We start from the raw sequence: 21,282 nt of genomic DNA on the forward strand, positions 1-21,282 counted from the left end.
AAGGAAATGCGCCGCCGGCGGATCGGATGCCGTGGCCCGCGCCCAGCGACGTCTCCCTACGTCCTGCGCGATGATCGGCATCCACGCGTCGCCGTGGGACCTCCCTCCTCCACGGCGGCGCACCTCCCGAGCGGTTCTCGGCTTCCCAGTGCCGACCGCTCTGGGCGGGTGTCTCACACCCCCTCAGTGAGACACCCGCCCGTTCTCTTTCCGCACGGTCCCCGCGCTCTAACCCCTCGGACGCACGAGCGCGAGGGGGCTGGACGCCTCCCCGTCTGCGGGGTAAGGTCGCGCCCACATGCTCCGAGTCATCGGGAGGCCGTGGGGAACGATGGACGAACCGGTCGAGACCGCCGGACGCCGCCCGGGCGCGGTGTACCTCTGGGGCGCGCTCTTCGTGCTCGCCTGGGCGGCTCTGACGGCCCTTCTCGGCGGCGGAGACGCCCGCGCGGATGATCAGGGCGCCTCGCCCCTCGGCGAGGCGACATCGCTCATCGCCGAGGCCGCCGACGATGTGGTTGCGCCGGTGATCTCGGGCACGGCGACGGCGATCGCGGCCTCCGCCGAGCCGACCTCACAGGCAACGATGACGGTCGTCGAGCAGACGACGGATGCCGTCGCGCAGACTCCCGTGATCGGCGAGCCGGTCGCCGAGACCTTCGCGTCAGCGAGCGATACTGTGTCGACGACGACTACGGTCATCACGGATGCCGTGGCCGAGACGCCGGTGGCGCCGGCCATCGAGCCGGTGGCGGACGCACTGCGGGACGTTCCGCTGGTCGGCGACGCACTCGACGAGCTGGGCGCGATCGACCTGGTCGACGAGGTCGCCGCGACCGTCGACACCACGATCGCCGAGGTCGCACCCGTCATTGATGCAGCTCCGGTGGTCGAGGCCGTGCAGCCGGCCACCCCGGAGATCGTGGCGGCGCCCGCGCGGGTCGTGACGACCGTCCCTGCAGCGGATGCCGTGGTCGCGGATGTCGCAGTAGCCAGCATCCGGGGCTGGAGCACGCCCCCTGCGGGCTCCGAACCCGCAAGCCTGCCGCCCGGAGTGGCGGCATCGAGTACAGCCGCAGCCAGTGGCGGCGGTGGACCTGGGCAGAGCTCCGACAGCCCGCCCGGCTCGCATCTGTTCGACGGGGTGTCCGCGCTCGCGAGCATCCCCGCTGATTCCGCATTGCCGCCGTCGCCGGCAGGCAGCACCGACGTCTCCCCTGACTGACGAGAGGGCGGCCGATCCTGCATCGGCAAGCCCGACCGCACGACCGTGCGGTCTTCATCTCGTACAGATCAGGAGAAACTCTCATGCGCACTATCGTCAAGCACGCCCTCTGGGGCGCGCTCATCGCCGGCGGCGTATCGCTGCTCGGCGCGACGGCCGCGAACGCGGCCGAAACGAACGGAGACGACGGTCTCCTCTCCGGCACGCAGGTCGTCGCCCCGATCACGGCACCCGTCGAGGTCAGCGACAATTCCCTGTCGCTGCTCGGAGACAGCTTCGCCGACTCGTCGGCGGATGCTGACCCGGCCCCGGCTCCCGAGACCGACGCTCAGACGAGCGGCGTCGACGGAACCGCCTCGGGTACTCAGGTCGTGGCGGATGCCGACGCACCGGTCACCGTGACCGACAACAGCGTCGCCGTGCTGGGAACGTCCAGCACTGACGGCGACAGCACGGCACCTGCGACGTCCGAAGACGGCACCACCGACGCCAGCACCACCGGCAGCGATGGAACCGCCTCCGGCACGCAGGCGGTCGCGGATGCCGACGCACCGGTCACCGTGACCGACAACAGCGTCGCCGTGCTGGGCACGTCCAGCACCGACGGCGACAGCACGGCATCTGCGACGTCCGAAGACGGAACCAACGACGCCACCACTGACGGCGCTGACGGCATCGCCTCCGGCACCCAGGTGCTCGCACCGACCGACGCACCGATCACCGTGACCGACAACAGCGTCGCCGTGCTGGGCACGTCCAGCACGGGCGGCGACAGCACCGCCACCGCGGCATCCGAAGACGGAACCGATTACGCCAGCACCAGCGGCACCGACGGTATCGCCTCGGGCACCCAGGTGCTCGCACCGGCCGACGCACCCGTCACCGTGACCGACAACAGCGTCGCCGTGCTGGGCACGTCCAGCACGGACGGCGACACGACCGCCCCGGCGGAGCCGACCGACGTATCCACGGACGGGCTCACCGACGGGCTCACCGAGGGTCTCACGGACGGCGAGGGAGCCCTCTTCGGCTTCCCGCTGCTCGCCCGGGCCGCGGTGGACGTGACCGGTGACTCGGACGGCATCTCGGGTGCACTCACGTTCTCGGGCGACTCCTTCGCGATCGACGCGGAGGGGACGACGGAGACAGCAGATGGTGAGTCCACGACCGGCGACGGCATGCTGTTCCGCACCGCGCGGCTGATGTTCGCCGCGGCGTCGGAGCCGGCCGAGGTCGGAAGCGATGTTGTCGTCGACGGCAGCGTCAGCGGCGACCCGGCTCCGCAGCCGCGGACCGAGCCGGCGGCGGGTGTCGATGAGATCCCTGCCACCGACGTGGTGACCTCGCCGAGCGTGATTGCCTCGGCATCCGCTGTCCTGGACACGCGCACGACTGGCTCGAACGCCACGGGCTCATCCGCCCTGGCGGCGAGCGTCCTGGCGGCGACCGGCGGTGATTCGGTGGCGGCGCTGGGCCTGCTCGCGGGCCTGATGCTGCTGAGCGGCGGCGCTCTGGTCGCCCGCATCGTCTGATGCAGACGAGAGCGGCGGGTGCGGCTCAGTGCCGCATCCGCCGCCTCGGCGCGCTCGGGCGCGGCATCCGGACTCGCCGCAGACGCGAGAACGCCCCGGGATCCGCAGATCCCGGGGCGTCCTTCGACAGGCTCAGGAACCCATACAGGTTCAGAAGCCCATCGGAATCACTTGGCGGCGACCACCTGGAGGGTGATCACGGCGGTGACGTCGTCGTGCAGACGGACGGTCGCCTCGTGCTCGCCGACCGACTTGATCGGGGCGGCGAAGTGCACCTTGCGCTTGTCGATGGAGCCCAGCTCGGCGGCGGCGACAGCGTCGGCCACGTCGGCCGTCTTCACCGAGCCGAACAGGCGACCCTCGGCACCGGCCTTGACGGCCAGGCGCACCTTGGTGCCCTCGAGCTTCGCCTTGAGGGCGTTCGCCTCGTCGAGGTCGTGGATCGCACGCGCCTTGCGGGCGGCCTGGATCGACTCGACCTGCTTGGCGCCACCACGGGTCCACGCGACAGCGAAGCCCTGGGGGATGAGGTAGTTGCGGGCGTACCCGTTCTTGACCTCGATGACGTCACCGGCGCTTCCGAGCCCGGCGACCTCGTTCGTGAGAATCAGCTTTGCCATGTCGGTACCCCTCAGCGGCCAGCGCCGGCGTAGGGCAGGAGAGCCATCTCGCGAGCGTTCTTGATCGCCTTGGCGATCAGACGCTGCTCCTGCACGGAGACACCGGTGATACGACGGGCGCGGATCTTGCCGCGCTCCGAGATGAACTTGCGAAGCGTTGCGACGTCCTTGTAGTCAATGACGCCCACGCGGATCGACTTCGCGGGAGCGGTGGGCTTGCCACCCTTCCGCGGCTTGCGGCGGTCGCCGCTCGACTTTCCAGCCATGAGTTTTCCTTAAGAAGAATTTCGGATTCCTGGCCCTTCGACAGGCTCAGGGACCCAGGTCGGGTGCCCGGCCTTCGGCAGGCTCAGGGATCCAGAGATTTAGAACGGGGTGTCGTCGCCGAAGCTACCCGGGGTGCTCCACGCGTCAGCGCTCGACGAGCCGGGGGTCGACCACGGCTCCTCCGAGACCTGCTGCTGCTGCGGGCGGCCACCGCCCTGGAAGCTTCCGCCACCGCCACCGCCGCCGGATGCGGCCCGCGTGACCTGTGCCGTCGCGTAGCGCAGCGACGGACCGATCTCGTCAACCTCCAGCTCGATCGCCGTGCGGTTGTTGCCGTCGCGGTCCTGGTAGGAGCGCTGACGCAGACGGCCCTGCGCGATGACGCGCATGCCCTTGGTCAGCGAGCCTGCCACGTGCTCGGCGAACTCCCGCCACACCGACGCACGGAGGAACAGCGCTTCGCCGTCCTTCCACTCGTTGGCCTGACGGTCGAACGTGCGCGGAGTCGAGGCGATGGTGAAGTTCGCCACCGGCAGACCGTTCTGCGTGTAACGCAGCTCGGGGTCTGCGGTGAGGTTGCCCACCACGGTGATGACGGTTTCGCCGGCCATGATGCTTACGCCTTCGCGACCTTGGGCTTGCGAGCGGCCTTGTCAGCGGCGCGCTTCGCCTCGGCGGCGACCATGGCCTGAGCCTCTTCGGCGCGCAGAACCTTGGTGCGGAAGACGAGCTCGCTCAGCTTCAGCTGACGGTCGAGCTCCTGAGTGGCCTCGCTCGTCGCGGTGAAGTTGACGACGGCGTAGATGCCCTCGTTCTTCTTGTTGATCTCATAGGCGAAACGGCGCTTGCCCCAGATGTCGACCTTGTCGATCGAGCCACCATCGTTAGTGATGACCTTCAGGAACTTGTCGAGGTTGGGGGCAACCTGGCGCTCGTCCAGCTCGGGGGTCAGAATGACCATGAGCTCGTACTGGTGCGTCACTTACCCACCTCCTTCGGACTAGAACGGCTCCCGGGACTTTCCCGGAAGCAGGAGGGTGTGTTGCATGTCATCCGCTCTTTCGGCATGAAACCACCGCATTCAGGCATGCGGAGAGCAGACAACCACAGAAGTCTACCGGATCGGAGCGGATGCCGCAGGCCGGCGCCGCACAGGCTCCGCGAGCGGGCTCGGCGCCAGCGTGAAGTCCTCCGTGGCATCGGCATCCGCTGTGCCCGTGCCGCGGCGGCGGCGCACCGCGGCGAGCGCCGAGATCACCGGGGTGACCAGCAGCCCAGCGAGCCGCCCGGTGAGGCTGCGGTCCTCGGCGCCCAGCACGTTGCGGCGGTGCCAGGCGGCGTGCAGCGCACCGCCGCGCGGCCGCGGCACGGTGCGCGCGGGCAGCATCCCGCTCCGTCGCTGCGCGACGAGCCGCTGCACCTGCTCCCACCAGCGCGAGTCGCGCGGGTCGTGGAAGTAGTTGGTCGTCGCCCAGCGGGGGTCGGGATGCCGGAAGCGGCGGGCGACGACGTCCTCCGCCCCTCCCAGCAGGCCGCTGCCCTCGAACACCCGGTTCAGCAGCTCGGAGCGCACCCCGAACGTGTCGAGCGCGATCACCGGCACACCGGCAGCCATCGCCTCGATCGCGGCCGTCGAGCTCACCGTCACCAGTCCCTCGGCGGTCTCGAGCGCCTCGGACATCGGGGCGAACGAGAAGACGAGGTTGTCGGGGGCGTGATCGAGCAGCTCGGTGTAGCCGTCGCGCTCCTGGTGCGCCTCGACCTCGCCGGGCCTCGAGCGCAGCTTGACGACCACGCGGCGGGACGGGTCGGCGACGGCCGCCAGGCGCAGGATCTCGGCGATGCGGCGCCGGTCGTCGCGGTCGGCCGGCACGAGCGCCTGCGCGGCGAAGACCAGATCCGTGTCGCCGGGGCGGGCGGCCGCACGATGCGCGAACGGTAGGGTCGCCAGCGCGATCGGCACGGTGGCGCCGATCGCCCGGCCGAGCTGCGCGTACGCGGCGACCTCGCGGCGGGAGTGCACGACCATCAGGTCGCAGTGCCGGCGGTAGTCGAGCGCACCCCGCAGCGCGGGGATCGACATGCCGGGCAGCCCGCTGACCACGACAGGACGCCGGGTGAGCCGGTCGATCTCCCGGCTCATCAGCCGCACGAACGGCGCACGTCCGGCGAGCACGACGACATCCGGCAGGTCGCGGGCCAGCCAGTCCGCGACGTCGGCGAAGGCGATGCGCGTGACGGTCTTCGGATGCTCGGCGAACCGGGTGCCGGCGATCGCGGCATCCTTCTGGGCGTCGCTGACCGTCAGCGGTGTGCGCACCAGCAGCAGATGCTGGCTGATGTCGTCGACGCGGTCGACGAGGTGGGCGGCCCACTTCACGAACGAGTCGGCGTCGCCGATCGCGACCACCCGCAGCCGGGGCTCCCGGCTGCCCGGGTAGGTCATGCCCCCACGCGGCGGAGCTTGGCCATGGGCGCGAGCTCGCCGGGGTAGACCCGCTTGACGCCGTCGCCGAGCGCTTCCTCGATGACCCGGATGTCACGCACGAGCCGCTCGGGGCCCCCCGGCTCGAGCGACGCGGCGTGGTCCGACCCCCACATGGCGCGGTCGAGGGTGATGTGCCGCTCGACGGCGACAGCACCCAGCGCCACCGCGGCGAGGGAGATCTGCAGGCCCCGCTCGTGACCGGAGTAGCCCACCGGAACCCCGGCGTAGCGGTCACGCAGGGTGGAGATCATCTTGAGGTTCGCCTCACCGGCCTCCATCGGATAGGTGGAGGTGGCGTGCATGAGGATCGTGCGGTCGGTGCCGAGCGTGTCGAGCGCCCGGTCGATCTGCTCCATGGTCGACATGCCGGTGGAGAGGATGACCGGCTTGCCCGTCTCGCGCAGCGCCTGCAGCAGCTCGGTGTCGGTCAGGCTGGCCGAGGCGACCTTGTGCGCGACGACGTTCAGGTCCTCGAGGAAGGCGACGCTCGGCACATCCCAGGGCGAGGCGAACCAGTGCAGCCCCGACATGGTCACGTAGTCGCCGATCTCGACGTACTGGTCGCGGTCGAACTCGACCCGGCGACGGTAGTCGAGGTAGCTCATGGTGCCCCACGGCGTCTCGCGCGGCACGTCGCGCATGTGCTCGGGGGTGGCGATCTCGGGGGTGCGCTTCTGGAACTTCACGGCATCCGCCCCCGCCTCCCTGGCCACGTCGATGAGGCGCTTGGCGATCTCGACGTCGCCGTTGTGGTTGAGGCCGATCTCGGCGATGACATAGGTGGGACGGCCCCCGCCGATCACCCGTTCTGCGATGCTGACGGTCATGAGACGCTCCGTTCTCCAGCGCTGGTGCTCCGGTCTGTCTTCCCGGTTTACGCGCGCGAGGTGAACCCCCGGGGTCGCGCGGGTGGCCGTCGGCGGAAGCCCTCAAGGCCGGCTGCGGTCGCGCGGCAGGACGGATGCCGTTCCCGGCGCGCTCCCCGCCCACAGGGCGGGGCGCACGGTCAGTCGACGGACCCCCGCGGGACGATCCACAGGTGCTGGAACTCGGGTGCGATCTGGGCGACATGCTCGAAGTCGGCGTCGTAGTGGACGACCGAGACCCGCTGTGCGCTGTCTGTGTGGCGGATCGCGGTCGCGGCGATCTGCAGGTCGCTCACGCCGACGGCGCGACCGGTGCCCGCAGCGAACAGACGGGTCTGCAGGTCGAGGGCGATGCCGGCCACCTCTGCATCCGGCGGCAGGAACACTCTCGCCCGTTCGGTTGCGGCACGGATCATCCCGAGCTCATCGGCGGATCTCGCCGAATACCCCTCCTCCAGCAGCTGCGGAAGGCACCCGGCGAGCTCTCCCCAGCTGAGAAGCCGGGTCAGTGCCGCCGCCACCTCGCCGGACCGGTGCACACGCTGCAGCACCGAGTTGTCGACGAGGAAGAGCTGATTCACCGCTGTGCGCCGTCGATCACCTGCGGGTCGTCGAGGTCCACCACGAGGCCTCCGCGGACGAGGTCGATGTACCCCAGCGCTTCAGCCCGTCTCACCACCTGAGCCAGAGCGGAATTGACGGCCGCCTTCTTGGTCGGCGCACCCGTCAGCGCCATCGCCCGCGCGAGCAGCGCGTCGTCGACGTCGATGAGCGTCTTCGTCATGATGGCCTCCGTATATCCGTCTTGCTTCCACAGGATATACGACGACGGGTGTCAGCGGGCCAGCATCCGCTCGATGACCTCGCGGACGGCGCCCTCGCCACCGCGCCGTGTCAGGACGACGCGGGCGGCGGCCTTCACGGCCGGGTGGGCGTTCGCGACGGCGATCGGCCAGCCCACCAGCGCGAGCGCGCCGAGGTCGTTCACGTCGTTGCCGACGTAGGCGATCTCGGCCAGCGGCACGTCGTGCGCGGCCGCCCACGACGCGAGAGCGGTCGCCTTGTCGTCGATGCCGTGCAGCACCGGCACCCGCAGCTTCTCGGCGCGGCGGGCGACGACCGGGTTCTGCTCGGTGGAGAGGATGAGCATCGGGATGCTGGCACGGCGCAGCCGCGAGACGCCCATGCCGTCCTCACGGCTGACGCGCACGGATTCGCGTCCCTCGCTGTCGACGCTCGCGGTGTCGTTGGTGTGCACGCCGTCGAAGTCGGTGACCAGGACGGATGCCGTGATCGGCTCGTCGGCATCCGCGCTCTGCACGGATTCGCAGATCGGCACCGTTTCGCAGCGATTCGCGGATGCGGTTGCGAGATCGTGCGGATCTGCGAGGTCGTGCGGATCCGAGTCAGCGGGAACGGCGGATGCCGCGGCGAGCGCCTCTGCCACGGCCAGCTGCTGCTCGTCGTCGATCTCGATGGCCGAGGCCTCGGGCACCTCGACGATGCCGATGCGGCCGAAGAACCGGTGCCCGGCCGCGCGGAACCCGTCGGCGGTGAACGCGTAGAAGGCGCCGGTCTCGAGGTGGTGCGGTTCGCGGTCCTGCCGGCGCGGGCGGTGGGTGGCGTCATGGTTGATCGCCTGCGCTGTGCCCCCGGCATCCCGCCGCCAGAGGAACCCGTAGGTCTCGTACGCCGAGAAGACGCTGTCGAAGCGGCCCGCGGTGATGTGCGCGACGGCCTCGGCGATGCCGTCGGCGGGGATGAACGGCGACGTCGCCTGCACGAAGACGACCGTGGCGACGCGGATGCCGTCGGCTTCGAGCACGTCGAGGGCATGCAGCAGTGCGCTCTCGGACGAGACGGTGTCGCCGGAGAGCTCGGCGGGCCGGATGACCACCCGGGCGCCGGCATCCCGGGCGACCGCGGCGATCGCGTCGCCGTCGGTGCTCACGACCACGAGATCGACGCCCGCGGCGGCGGATGCTGCGCGCACGGCCCGTTCGACCAGCGGCACCCCGCCGACGCGGCGCAGGTTCTTGCCCGGCACGCCCTTGGATCCGCCCCGTGCGGGGATGATGGCGACGGCGAGCCCGTCCGGCATCCGCTCTGTCATCGTCCGCTTGCCGCCTTCCACACCCGGACCGCACGGCGCTTCGCCCCCGCGGCGGTGAGCCGCAGCTCCTCCAGCCGCCCCACTCCCCCGGCGGGGTCGGTGAGGCGCTGCAGGCGCGTCGGCGCGGGGGCTCCCGGCAGGCCGAGGGCGCGCAGCCGTGCCGGTGGCACGTAGCGCTCGCGCTCGGTTCGCGACAGGGCGCCGAGGTGCTCGACGGCGCGCTGACGCAGGTGCGTGAGGATCTCGGGCTGCATGGCGTAGCCGACCGTGTCGACGAGTGACTGCATCCGTTCCGGGTCGGCGTGCTCGGCCCGGGTCATGGCGTCGATGATGGTCGCGGGCATCCGGTTGCTGTTCTCGTACGGGGTGAGACGGGCGAGCACCGTCTCGGTGCCGACCGCGTGCACGCGCGTGCCGAACAGGGCGCGGACGGTCGGAAGCGCCGTGGAGAATCCGGCGATCACGTCGGTGGCGGCGAGCCGGTGTGCGACGTATTCGGCGGGCAGGTCGCCGGTGAGCACGGCGAAGTCGATCGCGTGTGCGGCGGCCCGGCCGGCGAGCGCGGCGGTGAGCGCTGGCGGGGCGGAGGGATGCGGTTTGAACACCACCCGCTGTGCGCCTGCCTCGGCGGCGCGATCGATCATCGCCGCCTGCATCGCGGTCTCCTCCGCGGGCGAGACGAGCCCGAGCGCGGCGAGGTACTGCCCGATCACCAGTGCGGTGGGCGGTGCGCCGTCGGCGGCGAGGGCCTCGAGGGAGGCATCCGGTTCGGCATCCCCCGCCTCCCGCAGCGCGGCGCCGAACGCCGGCGCCGGCACGGGAACCCGGACGGCCCCGCTCTCGGCGAAGACGAGCGGGGCGACACCGGGCAGCACGTCGGCGTGGACGACGCGGTCGACCCGTTCGGTGAGCTGCCGGGGCAGGCGCGAGCGGATGGGCGCGTAGGTCATCAGTCCGTCGCCGACGACGTTCAGCCGCGCGTCGCGGAACAGCGCCATCAGTGTGCGGGCAGGTGCCACCTGCGGCGACTGCACGAACAGGTCGATCTGCGCATCGCCCAGTCCCCAGGCGCGGCGGAGCAGACGCTCGAGCATCGGCAGGTCCTGCTCGTCGGGCTGCCAGGCGGTGGGGTGGTGCGGGTCGACCAGCGGGTTCAGCGGCTCAACGCGGCCGAAGCGGGCGCGCAGCGACGCGAACCGCGGCGCCGTGCCGATGTCGGTCGCGGTCTCGGGCACCTTCGCGGTGTTCATCGGCACGAGGATGCGCTGCTCGCCCTCGCCCTGCTCGCCCTCGCCCTGATCGCCGAGCAGCCCTGCGTCGATCGCGGCGGCCGTGCCCATCAGCCCGTAGGGGCTGTGCAGGGCGAACAGCTGGATGCGGTTCATCGTGCCTCCCTCAGCACCCGGGCGAGCACCCGCCGGCGCGGTCCGCTCAGGCGCGCAATCGCCGCCTCGGCCTGGTCGTGCGGCAGGCGCGCCAGCAGATCCCGGATGCCGCGGCGCAGCTCGCGGCGCAGCGCCGGGCGCATGCGGCGAGCGCGCACCAGGTGGTGCGAGCTGAGCGCGAGCACGGTGAACACGGCCTTGGGCAGCATCCGCTCGGCATCCCTGTCGGCCTCGACGAGGTCGAGCACCTCGCCCAGCGCCCGCGTGAAGTGCAGCTGGCGGGCGTCGAGCGTCTTCGACAGCGAGTCGGACAGGCCTCGCCGGTACAGCAGGTGCGGTGCGTCGACGACAGCGAAGGATGCTGCGCTCAGGTGCAGGCGCCAGATCCACGGCCTGTCCTCGGCGGTGAACAGCCCGTCGCTGAACCCGGCGAGGCCGCGGTCGATGAGCCGGCGGTGCAGGAGGCCCGCCCAGGCGTAGGGGTAGTCGACCATGCTGCGGTCGTCGAGCGGCAGGATGCCCTCGCGCGGGTCGGCCACGACGCCGCGGTGCGTGAACGGGGCCCGCACGAGCCGGCGCTCGGAGCGCTTGACGGTGACATGGTCGGTGCGCACGAAGTCGCAGCCGAGGTCGTGCAGCGCCCGGATCAGCACGGGCAGGCGGCCCGGCTGCATCCAGTCGTCGCCGTCGAGAAAGCAGAACGCGTCGCCCTCGACGTGCGCGAGGCCCTGGTTGCGGGCGGTCGCGAGCCCGCGCGGCGCGGGATTGACGATGACCTCGGCGTGGTCGAAGCGCGCGGCGAAGGTGCGCATGATCTCGCCCGTGCCGTCGCGGGACCCGTCGTCGATGGCCACGAGCTTGAGCGCACGCCGGTCGTCGAACTGCCGGGTGAGGGTCTCGAGGGTCGTGCCGATGTAGTCACCCGCATCCTTGGCCGGCACGATCACGGTCACGGACGGGGAAACCATCCGGCCATGGTGCAGGGCGGCGCTGACGCGTGCACGACCGGCAGGTGAACAGCCGGTGACGCGCGGCGCGCGGGTACGGTGTACGCATGGAGTGGATCGACGACCCCTCCCGGGGGGACTGGCTTCGCGAGCGACTGGACGAGAGCTACGCGACGATGCACGGGGTCGTGCCGCGCGGGTACCCCGCGTACGCGCGGGTGTTCCATCCGGCATCCGTGCGCTCGCTGCCCGACCGGCCGGTGCCGACGCAGGACGAGTACGAGCGGATGCCCGAAGCGGAGCACCAAGCGCTGTACGGCCGGTACATCGATGAGCCGGCGCGCTGGGCCGACGCCGCCACGGCGTTCGGCACCGTGCTGCACCCCACCGCGCAGTGGCAGGCGCTGGTGCGCACCCCGGTCGGCGGCGACTGGCGCACCCGCCACACCTCGAACGGACGTGAGTTCTCCGCACCGGCCGAGGGCGACCTCGAGCCCGCCGACCTGGCGGCGATCGCCCGGCACCTCGTCGCGCACACCGCGACCCCGGATGCCGGTGTCGCCGCGGTCTGGGAAGGCTGGGGCGGCCTGCTCGGCCACCTCGGTCACTCACCCTCGCGTTCGATGCTCTCGGATGACCCGGTGCACGAGCGGATGCTGCAGCGCAGCATCCCGAACCCCTTCGAAGACGCATTCCGCAAGCCGACCTGGCAGGCGGGCATCCTGTCGGAGCGGATCTCGACCGGCCCGCGGCTGACGCTGCCAGGCCGGGAGTACGTGATGTTCTCGGCGGCTCCGCGCGAGTTCGCCGACCCGGACTGGGTCCTCGGTGCGCCCTGGCGCGACGTCGAGTCCGAGGAGCGCGGATTCCCGCCCGCGGCGCAGCATCCGAGCCTCATCTGGCCCGACGACCGAGCCTGGGTGCTGGTCAGCGAGATCGACTTCGACTCGACCGTGATCGCGGGGTCGGCCGAGCTGATCCGGGCGATCTGCGCCGATCCGGTGATCGAGGCGCTGCCGCTGCCCGAGAACGCCGCCCTCACCTGGGATGCCGACGAGGTGAACGCGTGACGCTTCCCCCGCCCACCCAATCGCACCACCCCTTCGACGCCCGGCCCCTCACCGAACCCGTCGACGCGGCGGCCGTGGCCGGTTTCTGGCGGCAGGTCCGCGCACAGCATCCCACTCCTGTCGGCACCGTGATCGCGTGGGTCGTGATCGCCGTCGTGGGTGCACTGATCGTCCTGCCGATGGTTGCGGTCACCGCCATCGGCGTCGTCGCCGGCGGCGGGGACTCCGGGCCGTTCGGGTTCCTGTTCGCCGTGCCGCTGCTCGTGCTCGTCGTGGCCGCGGCGATCGGTATCCCGCTCGGCATCCTCGCCTACCGGCGCAGACGCACGGATGCCTACCGGATCGCCCGCTTCGCCGCGGCGAACGGGATGGCCTACGAGCACCAGGTGCGCTCACCCGATCTGCCGGGGATGATCTTCCACCGCGGTGACGACCGCACGGCCTCGTCACTCGTGCGCGGCTACGCGCCGCGGTTCGTCGAGTTCGCGAACTACCGGTACACGACCGGATCGGGCAAGAACCGCACCACCCACGACTGGGGCTATGTGGCCGTCAAGCTCGACGTCCCCCTGCCGAACATCGTGCTCGACGCCCTCGGCAACAACACCCTCGGCACCAACCTGCCCGCCTCGTTCGCCCGCGACCAGCGCCTCTCACTCGAGGGCGACTTCGACCGATACTTCACGCTGTACTGCCCGCAGGGCTACGAGGCCGACGCGCTGTACCTGTTCACGCCCGACATCATGGCGCGTTTCATCGACCACGCCGCACAGCTCGACGTGGAGATCGTCGACGACTGGATGTTCCTGTACATGCAGCGCCCGGCTTCGACGACGGATGCCGCGACCTGGGCCTGGCTGTTCGGCACGGTCGGCGCGCTGATGACGAAGTTCGACCAATGGGCGCGCTGGCGCGATGACCGGCTGCGCGAGGCGCAGGCGCGAGCGGTCCAGGCTCCTCCCGCTCCCCCATTGCCGCCCGGTGCGCCGCTGCCTCCCGCCGGTCTGCCTTCCGAGCCGCAGGGCTTCGCCGCTGCGCCCGTACTGCCCGCCCCTCCCGCGGTCGCATCGCTCCCGTTCGCAGCTCCTGCCGGGATGCTGGCGCCGCCGCCCGGGGTCGCGCTGCCGGGGCGACGGCTGAAGAGGGGCTTCTCCTGGGTGACGGTCGTGGTGATCGTCCTGGTGCTCGGCTTCGGCTTGATACCGCAGCTGTTCGGCGTGCTCAGCGCGTTGTTCCTGCGCTGAGCACGGGCAGGGGAAGCGCCTACTCGCGCGTGAAGCCGAAGTACTCCAGCTCCGCGTCGTTCAGCATCCGCGACCTGATCATGAACCGCATACCGGTCGGGCCCTCGACGCTGAAGCCGGCACCACGGCCCGGGACGACGTCGACGGTGAGGTGCGTGTACTTCCAGTACTCGAACTGCGCCTCCGACATGAACATCTCGACTGCGGCATCCAGGCCCACGTCGAGCTCGCCGAGCTTCACGTCTCCCGCACCGGTGATGAACATGCCCACCGGATAGCACATCGGCGACGACCCATCGCAGCATCCGCCCGACTGGTGGAACATCAGGGGGCCGTGCTGCGATGTGAGATCTCGGATGAGGGATGCCGCGGCATCCGTGACATCCACCCGCTGATACGTGCCGATGCTGACCATGGTCCTGTCCTCTCTGCACCCGCGAGTATGGAATCCGGGTGGGAGCCGTCGGCTCCCACCCGGAGGTCGATCAGAAGAAGCCCATCGGGCCCTCCGCGTACGAGACCAGCAGGTTCTTCGTCTGCTGGTAGTGGTCGAGCATCATCTTGTGGTTCTCGCGCCCGACACCGGACTGCTTGTACCCGCCGAACGCGGCGTGCGCCGGGTACTGGTGGTACGTGTTCGTCCAGACGCGACCGGCCTCGATCGCGCGACCCGCACGATATGCGGTGTCGCCGCTGCGGCTCCAGACGCCGGCCCCCAGACCGTACAGGGTGTCGTTGGCGATCGAGATCGCATCGTCGAAGTCGTTGAAGCTGGTCACCGACAGCACCGGCCCGAAGATCTCCTCCTGGAAGATGCGCATGTCGTTCGTGCCCTCGAAGACGGTCGGCGCGACGTAGTAGCCGCCACTGAGGTCTCCGCCGAGGTCCACCCGCTCGCCGCCGGTGAGCAACCGCGCACCGCCCTGCTTTCCGATGTCGATGTAGCTGAGGATCTTCTCGAGCTGGTCGTTGGACGCCTGCGCCCCGATCATCGTCGCCGGGTCCAGCGGGTTTCCCTGGATCACCTTGCCGACGCGCTCGAGACCGTCGGAGAGGAAGCCGTCGTAGATCGAGCGCTGGATGAGGGCGCGCGAGGGACAGGTGCAGACCTCGCCCTGGTTCAGCGCGAACATCGCGAAGCCCTCGAGAGACTTGTCGTAGAACGAATCGTCCTCTCGGGCGACGTCCTCGAAGAACACGTTCGGGCTCTTGCCCCCGAGCTCCAGCGTGACCGGGATCAGGTTCTGCGAGGCGTACTGCATGATCAGCCGCCCGGTGGTGGTCTCACCCGTGAACGCGACCTTGCGAATGCGCTTGTGCTGCGCGAGCGGGGCTCCCGCCTCGATCCCGAAGCCGTTGACGATGTTCACGACGCCGACCGGAAGCAGGTCGCCGATGATCTCGAACAGGAACAGGAGGGATGCCGGTGTCTGCTCGGCCGGCTTGATGACGACGCAGTTGCCGGCGGCGAGTGCGGGAGCCAGCTTCCAGACGGCCATGAGGATCGGGAAGTTCCACGGGATGATCTGGCCGACCACGCCGAGGGGTTCGTGGAAGTGATACGCGACGGTGTTCTCGTCGAGCTGGCTGATGCCGCCCTCCTGCGCACGCAGGACACCGGCGAAGTAGCGGAAGTGGTCGATCGCGAGCGGGATGTCGGCGGCGAGCGTCTCGCGGACCGGCTTGCCGTTCTCCCACGTCTCGGCGACGGCGATGGCCTCGAGGTTCTCCTCCATGCGGTCGGCGATGCGGTTCAGGATCACCGACCTCTCCGCAGGCGACGTGCGCTTCCACGACTCGAAGGCCTTCCAGGCGACGGCGACAGCGCGGTCGATGTCCTCGGCGGTGCCGCGGGCGACCTCGGTGAACGGCTTTCCGTTGACGGGGCTGATGTTCTCGAAGTACTGCCCCTTGGCGGGGTCGACGAACTCGCCGCCGATGTAGTGCCCGTAGCGTGGGCGGTAGTTAGCGGCCGCTCCGGGCTGCCCGGGGGCGGCATAGGCGGTCGACACGCTCTCTTCGACGATGGTCATGGCGTCTCCTTCGACATCCGGCGGCTCCGATGCCGCTCGATGGTGACGACGGTACGTCGCACGAGGTTGCACTCCCGTGCGTCACGTTGCATCGGGTTGCACGCGGGTCCGCCGGGGCGGTGCCGTCACTGCCGGTCGAGCTTCTCGATCCTGCTCACCAGTCCGGCGCGGCGCGGCGAGCGCGCGGGCAGCATCTCCAGGCAGAGCCGCAGCACCTCGGCATCCTCTGCGCCTTCGGGGATGTCGGCGTAGGCCAGCAGCACGTCCACGCTCGCCTCGGTGAGCATCGTCTCGCGCAGCGTGCCGCGCAGGCTCTCGCGCAGTTCGATCACGCCTGGCGCGTCCGAATCGGGCAGCACCGGTCCGCGATAGGCCGACAGTGCCACCCGGTGCGCGCCGCGGTCGAGCAGCGAGAGCACGTTCTGCGCGTCGGTCTCCAGCACGATCGGCAGTCGGTACGGCCGCGACTGGGGCACGAGGTCGGGCGACAGCCGCTCCAGCACCTTCCGCAGCCGCACCATCTCGGGCCGCAGGGTCTCCGGCGAGGCGTTCTCTCCATAGACCAGCTCGGCCAGACGCTCAGCAGACAAGCCCTGACGGTGCACGGCGAGCATGAGCAGGATCTCGGCGTGCCTGGCGCTGAGCTCCACGATGCGCGCCTCGACTTCGACCCCGCCCGCCTCCAGCCGGGCACGGTCGCGACCGAGCACCTGCAGCTGTGCGCGCTGCACGCCGTCGCGCATCGCGCGGCGGGGAGGGGATGCCGAGGATGGTGGTGCCTCCGCTCTGGCACGCAGGCGGGTGACCATCAACTCCGCCTCCACGGCACGCGCGGTCGCATCCACCAGCATCCGGGCCTGCGGCGTCACGGCCTCGTCGCCACCGGTCACGTCGATGACACCGAGGATGCGCCGGGTCTCCGGATCGAAGACGGGTGCCGCCGTGCACGACCAGGGCTGGACGAGCCGGTTGTAGTGCTCTGCTCGGTGGATCTGGACCGACTCTCCGAGCGCCAGCGCCGTCCCGGGCGCGGCCGTGCCGACCATCCCCTCCGACCAGTTGGCGCCCTCCACGAAGCCCATCTCGCCCGACAGCATCCGCTGACGCAGGTCGCCCTCGACCCACAGCAGCCGCCCCGCGTGGTCGCCGACCGCCACGACGACGCCGGAGTCTCCCGGCTCGCCGGGCAGCAGCAATGCGCGGATGAGCGCCATCGCCCCGGCCAACGGATGCCCGGTGCGGTATGCGTCCAGCGCCTCCTGCGAGAAGTCCAGCCGAGGCAGATCCTGCGCGCCGACCTTGCTCTGCCAAGCGCGCTCCCAGGACTCGCGCACCAAAGGGCGGACCTGCTGCAGCCGCTGGTCATCGAGGTTCCCTGCGACCAGCTCCTCATGCGCACGCTCGATGATGAGGCGCGAGGTCTCCGGCGAGTGGTCGCGCGATGAGGACCAGGGAGACGGCACGGGGCCTCCGATCGGCGCTGACGGGTCTGCCTAGTGTAGATCGAATGCGCATGCGTCGGAATCCCCGTCATGCGCACCGGTTTCGGGAGGAGTTCTCCCGCTCGGGAGGAGGAATCCGGCTCAAGCCTCCTCCGATCCGTGAGTTCTCCTCCCGAGCCGGCGCCGGCTCAGTGCCGGCGCACCGCCTGCCACTGCGCACGCCGCTCTGCCTGGGCCACCGGGTCGGGCACGGGCAGGGCCGTCAGCAGCTCGCGGGTGTACTGGTCGCGCGGGTCGCCGAGCACCTGGGCGGTGGTGCCCTGCTCCATGATGCGGCCCTGCTGCAGCACGATGATCCGGTCCGCGACCGCATCGATCACCGCGAGGTCGTGACTGATGAACAGCGACGCGAAGCCGAGCTCCGCCTGCAGCTGCACGAACAGCTCCAGAACCGTCGCCTGCACCGAGACGTCCAGTGCGCTGGTCGGCTCGTCAGCGATCAGCAGCTTCGGATCCAGCGCGAGCGCACGGGCCAGCGAGGCGCGCTGGCGCTGGCCGCCGGAGAGCTCGTGCGGATAGCGGTCACCGAAGTTGACCGGCAGCCGCACGGCATCCAGCAACTCGTTCACTCGCGTCCGCGCGGACTGCAGGCTCGACGCGCGACCGTGCACGATCAGCGGCTCCGCGATGCACTCGGCGATCGTCAGCAGCGGGTTGAAGCTCGTCGCCGGGTCCTGGAAGACGAACCCGATCTGCGGACGCAGCGGGGCGAGCGTGCGGTTCTTCACGCCGCGCATCTCCTGCCCGAGCACCGTCAGCGAGCCGCCGAGCACCGTGGTCAGGCCCACGACCGCGCGCCCGATCGTCGTCTTGCCCGAACCGGACTCGCCGACCAGACCCACGACCTCGCCGGGACCGACATGGAAGTCGATGCCCTTCACGGCGATGACCGAGTTGCGTCCGAAGCGTCCGGGGTAGCCGATCTCGGCACGGGTCGCGACGATGAGGCTGCCCTCGGGCGCCGGCGGTGCGACGTGCTGCTCATCATCCGGGGTGACCGCGGCCGACGCCGCCGGAGCGGTCGCCGACTTGCCCTGACCGACATGCGGCACGGCAGCCAGCAGCTTGCGGGTGTACTCCTCGCGGGGGTTCGCGAACAGCTCGGCGACGGGCGCCTCCTCAACGATGTCACCCTGGTACATGACGACCACACGGTCGGCCAGGTCGGCCACCACACCCATGTTGTGAGTGATCAGCACGATCGTCGCACCGAACTCGTCGCGGCAGGTGCGCAGCAGCTCGAGGATCTCGGCCTGCACCGTGACGTCGAGGGCCGTGGTCGGCTCGTCGGCGAGGATCAGCCCGGCATCCAGCACCAGGGCCATCGCGATGACGATGCGCTGCTTCTGCCCGCCGGAGAACTGATGCGGGTAGTGGTCGACCCGCTGCTCGGGCTCGGGGATGCCGACGCGGCGCAGCATGTCGATGGCGCGCGTCCTGGCATCCTTCTTCGAGATCTTCGTGTGCGCGCGCAGGCCCTCGGCGATCTGCCACCCCACGGTGTACACCGGGTTCAGCGCGGTCGACGGCTCCTGGAACACCATCGCGGCATCCCGCCCGCGCATTTCCCTCAGGCGATGCTGCCCGGCGTGGACGATGTCGGTCTCGTCACCCGTGCGCCCGCGGACGATCACCGCGCCGGTCGTGGTGGCGGTCTCGGGCAGCAGTCCGAGCAGGGTGTTCGCGGTGACGGTCTTGCCGGAGCCGGACTCGCCGACGATCGCGAGCACCTCGCCCGCGTGCGCGCTGAGCGAGATGCCCTTGACGGCCTCGACCGGCTCGTCATCGGTGGCGAACACGACCCGCAGGTCTCGGATCTCGGCCACTTCCATCGGCGCGTTCGTCACGACTGCGCTCCTTCGCTCGCGGTGGTGGTGGCCTGCTTCTTCGCTCCCGCACGACGGCGGGTGCGCAGCCGCGGGTCGCTCAGGTCGTTCAGGCTCTCGCCGACCAGGGTCACGCCGAGCACCACCAGCACGATGGCCACACCCGGGAAGACGCTGGTCCACCAGATGCCGCTGGTGACGTCGCTCATCGCACGGTTGAGGTCGTAACCCCACTCGGCGGCGGCGGTCGCCTCGATGCCGAAGCCCAGGAAGCCCAGGCCCGCGAGGGTCAGCAGCGCCTCGGAGGCGTTCAGGGTGATGATCACCGGCAGCGAGCGCGTCGAGTTGCGCAGCACGTGACGCAGCAGGATGCGGTGCGTGGGCACCCCGATCACCTTGGCCGAGTCGACGAACGGTTCGGCGCGCACGCGCACGACCTCGGAGCGCACCACCCGGAAGTACTGCGGCACGAACACCACCGTGATGGCGATCGCGGTGGCCATGATGCCGCCCAGCAGCGTGGACTGCCCGCGGCTGATGACGATCGACATGACGATCGCGAGCAGCAGCGACGGGAAGGCGTAGATCGCGTCGGCGACCACGACGAGCACCCGGTCGAGCCAGCCGCCGAAGTAGCCCGAGAGCAGGCCGAGCGCGATGCCGATGAAGATCGAGCAGGCGATCGCGGCGATGATGACCAGCAGCGCGGTCTGCGCTCCCCAGATCACCCTCGACAGCACGTCGAAGCCCGACACGGTCGTGCCGAGCAGGTTCGTGGCGTTGGGTGCCTGCCGGGTGCCGAACGAGGCGCCGTCGGCGGTCTGCTGCGCCCAGGAGTAGGGCGCGATCAGCGGGGCGATGAGCGCGACGATGACGAACACGGCCGTGATGACCAGGCCCGTGATCAGCATCCCGCGCTGCAGCCCGACGCTCTGCCGCAGCTGCGAGACGACCGGTACCCGCTCGCTCCAGTGCCGCTTGCGCGGCGGCACGGCGGCGAGCGCCTCGGTCTTCGGGGTGGGCATGTCCTCGCGGGTCTCCGGAGTCCAGGTCATGTCAGTACCTCACCCTCGGGTCGATGAACGCGGCGACGATGTCGACGATGAAGTTCGTCACGGCGACGACGACGGCGATCATCACCACGATTCCCTGCACGGCGACGAAGTCGCGCGCCTTCAGGTACTCGGCGAGCATGAAGCCGATGCCCTTCCATTCGAAGGTCGTCTCGGTGAGCACGGCGCCTGCCAGCAGCAGGGCGATCTGCATGCCCATCACGGTGATGATCGGGATGAGCGCGGGCCGGTAGGCGTGCTTGGTGATCAGGCGGTACTCGCTGACCCCGCGGGAGCGACCCGAGGTGACGTACTGCTGCCCCAGGGTGCCGATGACGTTCGTGCGGATCAGCCGCAGGAACACTCCGGCGGTCAGCAGGCCCAGCGCGATGGCGGGCAGGATGGCGTGCTGCAGCACATCGCCGATCGCGGCGGAGTTGCCCAGGCGGATCGCATCGAGCAGGTAGATGCCGGTCGGGGTGTCGACACCGGCCATCAGCAGCTCGGTGCGGGTGCTGCCCCGGCCCGAGACGGGCAGCCAGTCCAGCCACACCGAGAAGACGAGTTTGAGCAGCAGGCCGGCGAAGAAGATCGGCGTCGCGTAGGCGAGGATCGCCATGACGCGCAGCACGGCATCCTGCCAGCGGTCACGGCGGTACGCCGCGACCAGACCGAGCGGGATGCTGATCAGCAGGGCCACGATGAGGGCGTAGATCGCCAGCTCGAGGGTGGCCGAGCCGTACTGCAGCAGGATCTCGATCACAGGGCGGCGGTCGGTGATCGTGGTGCCGAAGTCACCGCGGAACACGCCGCCGAGGTATTCGAAGTACTGCACGATCAGCGGCCGGTCGTAGCCGGCGTCGTGCACGCGCTGGGCGAGTTGATCCGGTGGGAGGCGGCCGCCGAGGGCCGCGGTGATCGGGTCTCCGGTGATCCGCATCAGGAAGAAGACCGTGGTGACGAGGATGAAGACGGTGGGGATGATCAGCACGAGTCTGATCAGGATGTAGCGCCAGAGCCCTCCCCCTTTGGAGGGACTGCGCGCCTCGATGACTGGTGTGGCGACATCGGCCGACATGGTGGAACCTTACTGCTCGGGTACTGCGCTTGTG

The 21,282-nt window shown here is 70.3% G+C and carries 21 protein-coding genes; 4 read left to right on the forward strand and 17 right to left on the reverse strand.

Annotation, left to right across the window (positions count from 1 at the left end):
- Positions 1-331: 331 nt before the first annotated feature.
- Both H7694_RS15810 and H7694_RS15815 read left to right on the forward strand, forming a co-directional pair.
- Positions 332-1,225, forward strand: coding sequence for a hypothetical protein (locus H7694_RS15810; RefSeq protein ID WP_193597385.1), 894 nt, complete (start codon positions 332-334; stop codon positions 1,223-1,225).
- 83 nt (positions 1,226-1,308) lie between these two features.
- The gene (locus tag H7694_RS15815; protein ID WP_193597386.1) at positions 1,309-2,757 is read left to right on the forward strand and encodes a chaplin family protein; all 1,449 of its coding nucleotides are present in this window, start codon (positions 1,309-1,311) and stop codon (positions 2,755-2,757) included.
- 167 nt (positions 2,758-2,924) lie between these two features.
- Here the strand turns inward: H7694_RS15815 and rplI are convergent, their stop codons facing one another.
- The 11 genes from rplI to H7694_RS15870 all read right to left on the reverse strand — a co-directional run bounded on the left by rplI (position 2,925) and on the right by H7694_RS15870 (position 11,464).
- On the reverse strand, positions 2,925-3,377 hold the full coding sequence (rplI, locus tag H7694_RS15820) for a 50S ribosomal protein L9 (protein ID WP_193597387.1): 453 nt from the start codon (positions 3,375-3,377) through the stop codon (positions 2,925-2,927).
- 11 nt (positions 3,378-3,388) lie between these two features.
- The gene (gene rpsR, locus H7694_RS15825; RefSeq protein ID WP_071641238.1) at positions 3,389-3,643 is read right to left on the reverse strand and encodes a 30S ribosomal protein S18; all 255 of its coding nucleotides are present in this window, start codon (positions 3,641-3,643) and stop codon (positions 3,389-3,391) included.
- A 99-nt stretch (positions 3,644-3,742) separates the two neighbouring features.
- Complete coding sequence (locus tag H7694_RS15830; protein ID WP_193597388.1) at positions 3,743-4,255, reverse strand: single-stranded DNA-binding protein; 513 nt, start codon at positions 4,253-4,255, stop codon at positions 3,743-3,745.
- Positions 4,256-4,260: 5 nt separating this feature from the next.
- A complete protein-coding gene (gene rpsF, locus H7694_RS15835) occupies positions 4,261-4,626 on the reverse strand; it encodes a 30S ribosomal protein S6 (RefSeq protein WP_193597389.1) in 366 nt (121 codons plus the stop codon).
- 132 nt (positions 4,627-4,758) lie between these two features.
- Positions 4,759-6,090 (reverse strand): DUF6716 putative glycosyltransferase, encoded by a 1,332-nt coding sequence (locus H7694_RS15840; RefSeq protein WP_193597390.1) that lies wholly within the window; start codon positions 6,088-6,090, stop codon positions 4,759-4,761.
- Entirely contained in the window at positions 6,087-6,959 is an 873-nt protein-coding gene (locus tag H7694_RS15845; protein ID WP_193597391.1) for an N-acetylneuraminate synthase family protein, read from the reverse strand. Before H7694_RS15845 ends, H7694_RS15840 begins: the two co-directional genes overlap by 4 nt.
- A gap of 179 nt (positions 6,960-7,138) precedes the next feature.
- The gene (locus H7694_RS15850) at positions 7,139-7,579 is read right to left on the reverse strand and encodes a VapC toxin family PIN domain ribonuclease (protein WP_193597392.1); all 441 of its coding nucleotides are present in this window, start codon (positions 7,577-7,579) and stop codon (positions 7,139-7,141) included.
- Positions 7,576-7,782 carry a type II toxin-antitoxin system VapB family antitoxin gene (locus tag H7694_RS15855; protein ID WP_193597393.1) on the reverse strand — a complete coding sequence of 69 codons (207 nt, stop codon included), beginning with the start codon at positions 7,780-7,782 and terminating at the stop codon, positions 7,576-7,578. The genes H7694_RS15850 and H7694_RS15855 overlap by 4 nt, the downstream gene beginning before the upstream one ends.
- Before the next feature lie 51 nt (positions 7,783-7,833).
- Positions 7,834-9,111 carry an acylneuraminate cytidylyltransferase gene (locus H7694_RS15860; protein WP_227468185.1) on the reverse strand — a complete coding sequence of 426 codons (1,278 nt, stop codon included), beginning with the start codon at positions 9,109-9,111 and terminating at the stop codon, positions 7,834-7,836.
- Positions 9,108-10,496, reverse strand: a complete 1,389-nt coding sequence (locus tag H7694_RS15865; protein ID WP_193597394.1) for a polysialyltransferase family glycosyltransferase — start codon at positions 10,494-10,496, stop codon at positions 9,108-9,110. The genes H7694_RS15860 and H7694_RS15865 overlap by 4 nt, the downstream gene beginning before the upstream one ends.
- Positions 10,493-11,464 carry a glycosyltransferase family 2 protein gene (locus tag H7694_RS15870; RefSeq protein ID WP_193597395.1) on the reverse strand — a complete coding sequence of 324 codons (972 nt, stop codon included), beginning with the start codon at positions 11,462-11,464 and terminating at the stop codon, positions 10,493-10,495. The genes H7694_RS15865 and H7694_RS15870 overlap by 4 nt, the downstream gene beginning before the upstream one ends.
- Positions 11,465-11,550: 86 nt before the next feature.
- Between H7694_RS15870 and H7694_RS15875 the strand changes: the two genes are divergently transcribed.
- On the forward strand, positions 11,551-12,513 hold the full coding sequence (locus H7694_RS15875) for a hypothetical protein (RefSeq protein ID WP_193597396.1): 963 nt from the start codon (positions 11,551-11,553) through the stop codon (positions 12,511-12,513).
- A complete protein-coding gene (locus H7694_RS15880; protein ID WP_193597397.1) occupies positions 12,510-13,757 on the forward strand; it encodes a hypothetical protein in 1,248 nt (415 codons plus the stop codon). The genes H7694_RS15875 and H7694_RS15880 overlap by 4 nt, the downstream gene beginning before the upstream one ends.
- Positions 13,758-13,776: 19 nt before the next feature.
- On the opposite strand, the gene H7694_RS15885 is transcribed toward H7694_RS15880, so the two are convergent.
- The 6 genes from H7694_RS15885 to H7694_RS15910 all read right to left on the reverse strand — a co-directional run bounded on the left by H7694_RS15885 (position 13,777) and on the right by H7694_RS15910 (position 21,248).
- On the reverse strand, positions 13,777-14,172 hold the full coding sequence (locus tag H7694_RS15885) for a DUF779 domain-containing protein (protein ID WP_193597398.1): 396 nt from the start codon (positions 14,170-14,172) through the stop codon (positions 13,777-13,779).
- A gap of 70 nt (positions 14,173-14,242) precedes the next feature.
- Positions 14,243-15,790 carry an aldehyde dehydrogenase family protein gene (locus H7694_RS15890; protein WP_193597399.1) on the reverse strand — a complete coding sequence of 516 codons (1,548 nt, stop codon included), beginning with the start codon at positions 15,788-15,790 and terminating at the stop codon, positions 14,243-14,245.
- A gap of 125 nt (positions 15,791-15,915) precedes the next feature.
- Entirely contained in the window at positions 15,916-17,253 is a 1,338-nt protein-coding gene (locus H7694_RS15895) for a GAF domain-containing protein (RefSeq protein WP_193597400.1), read from the reverse strand.
- Between the two features lie 167 nt (positions 17,254-17,420).
- On the reverse strand, positions 17,421-19,124 hold the full coding sequence (locus H7694_RS15900) for a dipeptide ABC transporter ATP-binding protein (protein WP_193599280.1): 1,704 nt from the start codon (positions 19,122-19,124) through the stop codon (positions 17,421-17,423).
- An 11-nt stretch (positions 19,125-19,135) separates the two neighbouring features.
- Positions 19,136-20,143: an ABC transporter permease gene (locus H7694_RS15905; protein WP_193599281.1), complete on the reverse strand. Its 1,008-nt coding sequence runs from the start codon at positions 20,141-20,143 to the stop codon at positions 19,136-19,138.
- A gap of 31 nt (positions 20,144-20,174) precedes the next feature.
- Positions 20,175-21,248 (reverse strand): ABC transporter permease, encoded by a 1,074-nt coding sequence (locus tag H7694_RS15910; RefSeq protein WP_193597401.1) that lies wholly within the window; start codon positions 21,246-21,248, stop codon positions 20,175-20,177.
- Between the last annotated feature and the right edge of the window lie 34 nt (positions 21,249-21,282).

The sequence above is a fragment of the Microbacterium sp. YJN-G genome (assembly GCF_015040615.1).
Lineage (GTDB): Bacteria > Actinomycetota > Actinomycetes > Actinomycetales > Microbacteriaceae > Microbacterium.

What these genes read in the sequence shown, in the direction of transcription:
- H7694_RS15810 (WP_193597385.1), top strand. Translation starts at nt 332, where the DNA reads ATGGACGAACCGGTCGAGACCGCCGGACGCCGCCCGGGCGCGGTGTAC.
- H7694_RS15815 (WP_193597386.1), top strand. Translation starts at nt 1,309, where the DNA reads ATGCGCACTATCGTCAAGCACGCCCTCTGGGGCGCGCTCATCGCCGGC.
- rplI (WP_193597387.1), bottom strand. Translation starts at nt 3,377, where the DNA reads ATGGCAAAGCTGATTCTCACGAACGAGGTCGCCGGGCTCGGAAGCGCC.
- rpsR (WP_071641238.1), bottom strand. Translation starts at nt 3,643, where the DNA reads ATGGCTGGAAAGTCGAGCGGCGACCGCCGCAAGCCGCGGAAGGGTGGC.
- H7694_RS15830 (WP_193597388.1), bottom strand. Translation starts at nt 4,255, where the DNA reads ATGGCCGGCGAAACCGTCATCACCGTGGTGGGCAACCTCACCGCAGAC.
- H7694_RS15840 (WP_193597390.1), bottom strand. Translation starts at nt 6,090, where the DNA reads ATGACCTACCCGGGCAGCCGGGAGCCCCGGCTGCGGGTGGTCGCGATC.
- H7694_RS15845 (WP_193597391.1), bottom strand. Translation starts at nt 6,959, where the DNA reads ATGACCGTCAGCATCGCAGAACGGGTGATCGGCGGGGGCCGTCCCACC.
- H7694_RS15855 (WP_193597393.1), bottom strand. Translation starts at nt 7,782, where the DNA reads ATGACGAAGACGCTCATCGACGTCGACGACGCGCTGCTCGCGCGGGCG.
- H7694_RS15860 (WP_227468185.1), bottom strand. Translation starts at nt 9,111, where the DNA reads ATGACAGAGCGGATGCCGGACGGGCTCGCCGTCGCCATCATCCCCGCA.
- H7694_RS15865 (WP_193597394.1), bottom strand. Translation starts at nt 10,496, where the DNA reads ATGAACCGCATCCAGCTGTTCGCCCTGCACAGCCCCTACGGGCTGATG.
- H7694_RS15870 (WP_193597395.1), bottom strand. Translation starts at nt 11,464, where the DNA reads ATGGTTTCCCCGTCCGTGACCGTGATCGTGCCGGCCAAGGATGCGGGT.
- H7694_RS15875 (WP_193597396.1), top strand. Translation starts at nt 11,551, where the DNA reads ATGGAGTGGATCGACGACCCCTCCCGGGGGGACTGGCTTCGCGAGCGA.
- H7694_RS15885 (WP_193597398.1), bottom strand. Translation starts at nt 14,172, where the DNA reads ATGGTCAGCATCGGCACGTATCAGCGGGTGGATGTCACGGATGCCGCG.
- H7694_RS15890 (WP_193597399.1), bottom strand. Translation starts at nt 15,790, where the DNA reads ATGACCATCGTCGAAGAGAGCGTGTCGACCGCCTATGCCGCCCCCGGG.
- H7694_RS15900 (WP_193599280.1), bottom strand. Translation starts at nt 19,124, where the DNA reads ATGGAAGTGGCCGAGATCCGAGACCTGCGGGTCGTGTTCGCCACCGAT.
- H7694_RS15905 (WP_193599281.1), bottom strand. Translation starts at nt 20,143, where the DNA reads ATGCCCACCCCGAAGACCGAGGCGCTCGCCGCCGTGCCGCCGCGCAAG.
- H7694_RS15910 (WP_193597401.1), bottom strand. Translation starts at nt 21,248, where the DNA reads ATGTCGGCCGATGTCGCCACACCAGTCATCGAGGCGCGCAGTCCCTCC.